Consider the following 7,105-nt stretch of genomic DNA (forward strand, 5'->3'; position numbering starts at 1 on the left):
AATTATCCACAATCGCTTTTATGTTTTATCCCAATACCATAAGAATGTCATGATTCCGGTTATCCAAGCACAAAAAGCCAAGATGCAGGAACAAGAAAAAATTATGTTTAAAAAGGCCAAGAAGCTTCTCGTTAGAGAAGAAAATTTGGTTAAAAGTACTGAGAAAAGCCGAATCAATGAAATGCTTGACCACGACGTGATGATCAAGACCATTTATGAGATGAGCCAGGCTCTTCAAGATATTTGGAAAAAACACCCCGGTAGCCGCTTTCAAGAAAAGTTAAACGAGCTTTCTGAATGGTGTAAACAAGCTGAAAAAAGCGGCATCGAAAGCCTCGAAGAATTTGCCAAAAGTTTAAGACATTACTCTCTAAGTGCTGCAAAAGCCTAGATCAGATCTGGTCGCTAGCTTGTCGTTGATACAATTGATAACTGACTTGCCCGGCGACCTTTTCTTTCATCAGTTGCCAATCTTTCGGAATTGCAGGTAAAACGCCTTCTTTTTCCTGCTCCAGATAAATCACCGCCCCTTTAGCGAGTATCTCTGACTCCTCGATAAGTGCTAAAGTCTCTGTAAGTAAGCCTTTGCGAAAGGGTGGATCGAGAAAGAGTATATCAAAGGCACCCTGTTGTTTTGGACTCGCTTGAAGCCAAGTCAATGCGTCGAGGCACTCCACCACAGCTCGCTCAGCAGCCCCCCCTAATAGCGCGTAGTTTTCCTTAAGGCTCGAGGCTGCCTGACTACTTTTCTCAATAGAGCATAGCTCACCAGCGCCGCGTGAAAGCGCCTCGAGGCCTAAAGAACCACTGCCAGCAAATAAATCCAATACTCGGGCGCCGGGTAGATAAGGCATTAACCAATTAAACACCGTCTCTTTCACTCGGTCTGTCGTTGGGCGAAGACCTTCAAGCGCCGGAAAGTTTAATCGACGACTACGCCATTCACCGCCAATAATGCGAAAAGAGCCCGTTTGCGAGCTATCTATACGATTATTTTTACCATATGGCCGAGATTTTTGTCCTCGATGGTTTTTTTTAATCCTGGCTGGCATTAGAATTTCCTGTTATGTCATGCATATTATCCAAAGCACTCGAAAAAGCTCGCTTGTTTAGACGGATCCGTGCATTGTAAGTGAATTTTAGCCTCGCCGTTGCGATCTTTTTCAAAGAGAAATTATAACGGCATGAATCAAATACCTTAAGTTGTTCATATTATGCAAACAGAAATTTTATACTCTTTGGTCACCCTTGGCGTCATTGCACTCCTAATAGCAATCGATCTGATTCGCGCCAGACATAACCAAACCAAACCAAAGAAGGTTGAGCGCCAAGCACACCCCGAAACTAAAACGGTTCGCCCGCTGAATGAGTCTGCGCTGACTTCAGCCGAACCGGAAGCAGCACCTGAGCCTGAACCAACACCAGCGCCAAAACCAGAACCGGAACCAGCACCTGAGCCAGAGCCAGAGCCAGAGCCAGAGCCAGAGCCAGAACCGGAACCAGCACCTGAGCCAGAGCCAGAGCCAGAGCCAGAGCCAGAGCCAAAAAGCTTTTTTGGCAGAATTAAGTCTGGCTTGAGCCGCACACGAGGCCGCCTATCGGGTGGTTTAAGCGAACTCATCATGGGCAAAAAGCAGATCGACGACGAGCTGCTTGAAGATATAGAAACACTACTTCTAACTGCTGACGTTGGTATTGAAGCGACTTCTGAAATTATCAATAAAATTACCGAAAGTGCCGACCGAAAAGAACTGAAGGACGCCGATAGCCTGCACGCTGTACTCAAGGACGAACTAAGCGGGCTGCTTAAAGCTAGCCATTCACCTTTAGAAATAAAGACTGGTGACTCTCCTTTTGTCATTCTTGTTGTGGGTGTCAACGGCGTGGGTAAAACAACCACTATTGGCAAAATGGCCAAGCGTTTCCAGAGCCAGGGACATTCTGTCATGTTAGCAGCAGGCGATACCTTCAGAGCTGCAGCAGTTGAACAGCTACAGGTTTGGGGTGAGCGCAACAATGTGCCTGTTGTTGCCCAACACACCGGCGCCGACAGTGCATCAGTCATATTCGATGCAGTTGAATCGGCTAAGTCTAAAGGGGTTGATATTCTAATCGCCGATACCGCTGGCCGCCTTCAAAACAAAGACAACCTAATGAGCGAGCTTGAAAAAGTTGTCCGAGTTATGCAGAAAGTTGACGATACCGCCCCCCACGAAGTGATGTTGGTTCTCGATGCCGGTACAGGCCAAAACGCACTAAGCCAAGCCCAAGTATTCCAACAAGCAGTTGGTGTAAGTGGTATCAGCTTAACCAAGCTGGACGGTACGGCAAAAGGCGGGATCATTTTCGCTATCGCTAAACAGTTAGGCCTACCGATTCGCTTTATTGGTGTTGGTGAGCAAATAGATGATTTACGCCCCTTTGAGGCGGATGAGTTTGTTGCTGCTTTATTCGACGAACAAGCATAAATCTCTGTCGATAAGATCTCAGCTTAAATCAATAGGCCTACTAAATAATGATACATTTTGAGAATGTCACCAAGCGTTATAGCGACGGCCATGAAGCACTTAATGACGTAAGCTTTTCAATGGCGCGTGGTGAAATGGCATTTTTAACAGGCCATTCCGGCGCAGGTAAAAGTACACTGCTTAAGCTGATTATGTTGATGGAAAGAGCCAGTGAAGGAAAGGTCACTGTGGGTGAGCAAGACCTTATGCGCATCCCAAAGCGGCAAATTCCTTATTACCGGCGTCATGTCGGCGTTGTTTTTCAAAATCATCGCTTGTTATTTGATCGCAGTGTTTACGACAACGTTGCGCTTCCCCTAGAAATTTCGGGAATGAACCCGCGCGATATCGGGCGTCGCGTACGTGCCGCATTAGATAAAGTCGGTTTGCTTTCAAAAGAGAAAATGACACCCATTCAGCTCTCAGGCGGTGAACAACAGCGTATCGGTATTGCCAGAGCCGTTGTCAATAAACCTCCCGTTTTGTTAGCCGATGAACCAACCGGAAACCTCGACCCCGAGCTTTCAGCCGAAATCATGAACTTGTTTAGCGAGTTCAATCAAGTCGGCGTCACGGTACTGATAGCGAGCCACGACTTGGCATTGATTCATCATATGCACTATCGCGTAATCTCGCTTCAGCAAGGAAGTCTGATCGACTCACGTTCTCAATTTGCCGGAGCAGATGACTAATGGCTGAGCTACCCAAATCTTCAGGCGCTCGACCTGCTCCTCCGCCAAGTGCTGCAAACCACTATATAGAACACCATAAAAAGGTGGCTAAGGCGACTCTGCTGTCATTGCTAAAAACACCCATTGCCAGTCTCTTTACCTGTGCAGTGCTCGGCATAGCTCTGGTTCTGCCAGCTTTGTTGACTAGCCTTTTAAGCAATATTGAATCACTAGGTGAAGATTGGGATGGCAGCGCACAAATAACGCTCCTACTTAAAAAGGGCGTGCCGCTTATTGATGGACAAAGGCTTGCTGACGATATTGCAAAAAGAAAGAGTATCACCAGCAGCCAGTTTATCGATAACGATAGCGCGCTGAGCAATTTTAAAGAACGCTTCGAGTTTGCCGATGCAATCGACTACTTAGACAGCAACCCCTTGCCGCATGTCATTATTGTTCGCCCATCAGATGCTCTAAATACGATTGAGCATATTGAGCAGCTCAAAGATGCTCTAATTACTCTTCCTGAAATCGAAAGTGCGATACTCGATGTGGTTTGGGTAAAGCGGCTTCAGTCGATCATTAATATGCTTCAGCAAGCAGTAAGCGTTATCGGAATAATGCTCGCACTGGTTGTTATTCTGGTGCTAGGGAATACCATTCGCCTAGCAATCGAGAACAAAAAAGAAGAAATTATTGTAATTAAACTCGTTGGCGGAACAGATGGTTTCGTTCGTAGGCCCTTTCTATATATGGGTGTATTATTTGGTTTTGGCGCCAGTCTAGTTGCCTGGATACTGCTTATTATCATTACCGCTATTCTTAATGGCCCGGTTGAGGCATTGGCCAGCTCATATCAAAGCACTTTTAGTTTGTCATCACTGAGTTTTGAATCTACACTATTGTTATTCTTAATAGGGACAGGGCTGGGCTGGTTTAGCTCTTGGCTTGCAGTACGCAAACATTTGGATGATATTGAACCAAGTTAATCAAGTAGAAATCCTATATTGCTGAGTCTTAAGTTTTATTAATCTTGTCTCTGCAACAGTAATTTTCAAAGTAGTACTCTTTTTTCTCCCTTTAGAATACTTTATGATTGCTTAATATATGTACAATTTTTCTGTATGGAACTTTTTCTTTGTTCTGCTGTCTAAATTTGAGCAGAGCAAAATATTGAACACTAAAATTCTTACGGAATAAATGTTGGAGGTTTTATTATGGGTACAAGCTTACAGCCCGTAGATATGCTTACCCCGGGCGCAAACCTGGAGTCATACATTCAGGCCGTGAATGGTATCCCTATTCTGAGCGTTGAAGAAGAACGCAAGCTTGCTGATCGTTTACATGATGAACACGATCTTGAAGCTGCACGCCATATGGTTATGTCTCATCTTCGCTTTGTTATTCATATTGCTAAAAGCTATGCCGGCTACGGTTTGGCTCAGGCAGACCTTATTCAGGAAGGTAACGTAGGCTTGATGAAAGCTGTTAAGCGTTTTAACCCTGAGTATGGCGTTCGCCTGGTTTCTTTTGCTGTACATTGGATCAAGGCAGAAATTCACGAGTTCATTCTACGAAACTGGCGCATCGTTAAAATTGCGACGACTAAAGCTCAGCGTAAAATGTTCTTCAATTTGCGCAGCAACAAAAAACGTTTAGCTTGGTTCACTCATAAAGAAGTTCAGGACGTAGCTGAGAACCTCGGTGTAGAACCAAAAGTCGTACGAGAAATGGAAGGTCGCTTAAGTGCTCACGATGCATCTTTCGACATGGGCGCCGATGATGACGAAGATAGCGCATATCAGGCTCCCGCTAATTTCATTGAAGATCATAGCCATAACCCGGCTCGTCGACTGGAAAAGCTGGACAGCACTGAATACGCAAATTCCCGTTTACACGAAGCCTTAAAAACTCTGGATGAACGCAGTTTCGATATTCTATCCAAGCGCTGGTTGACCGAAGATAAAAAGACTTTGCATGAACTCGCTGATGAGTACGGCGTTTCTGCAGAACGTATTCGACAACTAGAAAAAAATGCAATGAAGAAGGTTAAAGCCCTAATCGAAGATTAAGGTTTGGCTCGATATATAAACCGCCTACTTGGGCGGTTTTTTCGTTTTAGGAGAAAAGATGAAGATCGCATTTCTTGGGATCGGCCTGATGGGCTACCCAATGACACAAAAGTTACTGGATGCCGGTTTCGAATTATTGCTATGGAATAGAACTGCCGAGAAGATGGCAGATTTCGCCGATAAAGCCGAACTTTGTGCAAGCGCCGCCGAGGCGATTAGCCAAGCAGAAATTATTATCAGCATGTTGGAAAATGGCGATATTGTCGATCAGGTTATCTATCAGTCACAAGCTTATCAAAGCGCGAAGCCGAATAGCTTATTTATCGACATGAGCTCAATTCCGCCTTCTACCGCTCGCAAGCACGCCCAGTTAGCAAAGCAGCATCAGTGTCACTATCTGGATGCGCCAGTTTCCGGCGGTACAGCAGGTGCTCAGGCGGCCACCTTATCTGTTATGGCGGGTGGTGATAAGCAGCAATTCGAACGAGCACAAGAGCTCTTCCAGGCATTTGGGAAGTCTACTTACATTGGTGATACCGGAAGTGGCCAGCTATGCAAACTGGCCAATCAAGCGATTGTCGGCATCACAATTGGCGCCGTATCAGAAGCACTGTTATTAGCCTCCGAAGGTGGTGCGGACCCTGAAGCCGTACGAGAAGCCCTAAGTGGAGGCTTTGCTGCCAGCCGTATTCTCGAATTACATGGACAAAGAATGCTAGAGCGAAACTTTGAGCCAGGCGCGACCTCTCGTGTCCAGCTTAAAGACCTGAAAACTATACTTGATGAAGCGCGAAACGAAGGTCTGACACTGCCCCTATCTCAGCGTACTTATGAGTCTTATCTATCTCTGGTTGCTAATGGCAATGAAAATGTCGACCATAGCGGCCTACTGCTTGAGCTAGAACATATGAACCAGACTCAACTGAAATCTACTAGTTAAGTGTTTTAGCAAACTCATCGCAAGGATATAAGCATGCCCAAGTTCGCCGCCAATCTCACTATGCTATTTACCGAACTTCCTTTTATGAGTCGCTTTGAGGCTGCCTCAAAAGCCGGTTTTAAGTACGTTGAGTACTTATTTCCCTATCAATGGCCCGCTAAAGAACTTGCCGAGGCACTCGATGCTAACGGGCTAGAACAAGTGCTATTCAATCTCCCGCCTGGTAATTGGGATGCAGGAGAGAGAGGTATCGCCGGCTTACCCGGACGTGAGGATGAATTCAAACAAGGGCTCGAAACAGCGCTGGAATATGCGCAAACACTTGGGGTTAAGCAGATTAATTGCTTATCAGGTTTAAAACAGCCTGACTGTAGTGACGAGCAACACTGGCAAAAACTTGTTGCTAACGTCAAATATGCTGCCCAAGCGCTTGCCAGAAAAAATATAACACTGATGGTTGAAGCAATTAACAGTAAAGTTGATATGCCTGGGTTCATAATTGATACATTAGACAAAGCTCTGCAGCTACTCGAGGACGTCAATGAAGAAAATGTAAAGATCCAGTTTGATATCTATCATATGCAAATCATGCATGGCGATATTATCCGTAAGATAGGATCTGCCCAAGCCCAGATCGGCCATATCCAGTTTGCCGATAACCCCGGCCGACACGAGCCAGGTACCGGCGAGCTTAACTTCTCGCAGATCTTCAAAGCACTTGATAGGCTTAATTACTCAGGCTATATCAGCGCCGAATATATACCATCATCTACCACTGACGCCTCACTCTCATGGCTTTCCCAAAGCAATAAGTAAGCGGGTTACGAACATTTAACTGGTTATATAAATCCACTAAGTTTATATATTTATATTCACTGCAAAAGGCAGATAGCGCTTTAACGCAAGGTATAGATT

General features: G+C 45.3%; 8 protein-coding genes. 7 read left to right on the plus strand and 1 reads right to left on the minus strand.

Features of this window, described 5'->3' with window-relative positions; all coding sequences use genetic code 11:
* A partial coding sequence (locus tag A3766_RS04515; protein ID WP_197479318.1) for a transposase occupies positions 1-391 on the plus strand: 391 nt, incomplete at its 5' end.
* A gap of 1 nt (position 392) precedes the next feature.
* On the opposite strand, the gene rsmD is transcribed toward A3766_RS04515, so the two are convergent.
* Positions 393-1,052 (minus strand): 16S rRNA (guanine(966)-N(2))-methyltransferase RsmD, encoded by a 660-nt coding sequence (rsmD, locus tag A3766_RS04520; protein ID WP_082865499.1) that lies wholly within the window; start codon positions 1,050-1,052, stop codon positions 393-395.
* A gap of 162 nt (positions 1,053-1,214) precedes the next feature.
* Here rsmD and ftsY point away from each other — a divergent pair, with 162 nt between their 5' ends.
* The 6 genes from ftsY (at position 1,215) to hyi (ending at position 7,006) form a co-directional block, all read left to right on the plus strand.
* Entirely contained in the window at positions 1,215-2,468 is a 1,254-nt protein-coding gene (gene ftsY, locus A3766_RS04525) for a signal recognition particle-docking protein FtsY (RefSeq protein ID WP_068641791.1), read from the plus strand.
* A 47-nt stretch (positions 2,469-2,515) separates the two neighbouring features.
* Positions 2,516-3,199 (plus strand): cell division ATP-binding protein FtsE, encoded by a 684-nt coding sequence (gene ftsE, locus A3766_RS04530; protein WP_068506585.1) that lies wholly within the window; start codon positions 2,516-2,518, stop codon positions 3,197-3,199.
* The gene (ftsX, locus tag A3766_RS04535) at positions 3,199-4,167 is read left to right on the plus strand and encodes a permease-like cell division protein FtsX (RefSeq protein ID WP_068506583.1); all 969 of its coding nucleotides are present in this window, start codon (positions 3,199-3,201) and stop codon (positions 4,165-4,167) included. Before ftsE ends, ftsX begins: the two co-directional genes overlap by 1 nt.
* A gap of 228 nt (positions 4,168-4,395) precedes the next feature.
* Positions 4,396-5,250, plus strand: a complete 855-nt coding sequence (gene rpoH / locus A3766_RS04540) for an RNA polymerase sigma factor RpoH (RefSeq protein WP_068506581.1) — start codon at positions 4,396-4,398, stop codon at positions 5,248-5,250.
* Positions 5,251-5,308: 58 nt separating this feature from the next.
* Positions 5,309-6,190, plus strand: a complete 882-nt coding sequence (locus tag A3766_RS04545; RefSeq protein ID WP_068506579.1) for an NAD(P)-dependent oxidoreductase — start codon at positions 5,309-5,311, stop codon at positions 6,188-6,190.
* 33 nt (positions 6,191-6,223) lie between these two features.
* Positions 6,224-7,006, plus strand: coding sequence for a hydroxypyruvate isomerase (gene hyi / locus A3766_RS04550; protein ID WP_068506576.1), 783 nt, complete (start codon positions 6,224-6,226; stop codon positions 7,004-7,006).
* The last annotated feature ends 99 nt before the right edge of the window (positions 7,007-7,105 follow it).

This window comes from Oleiphilus sp. HI0132 (assembly GCF_001635845.1).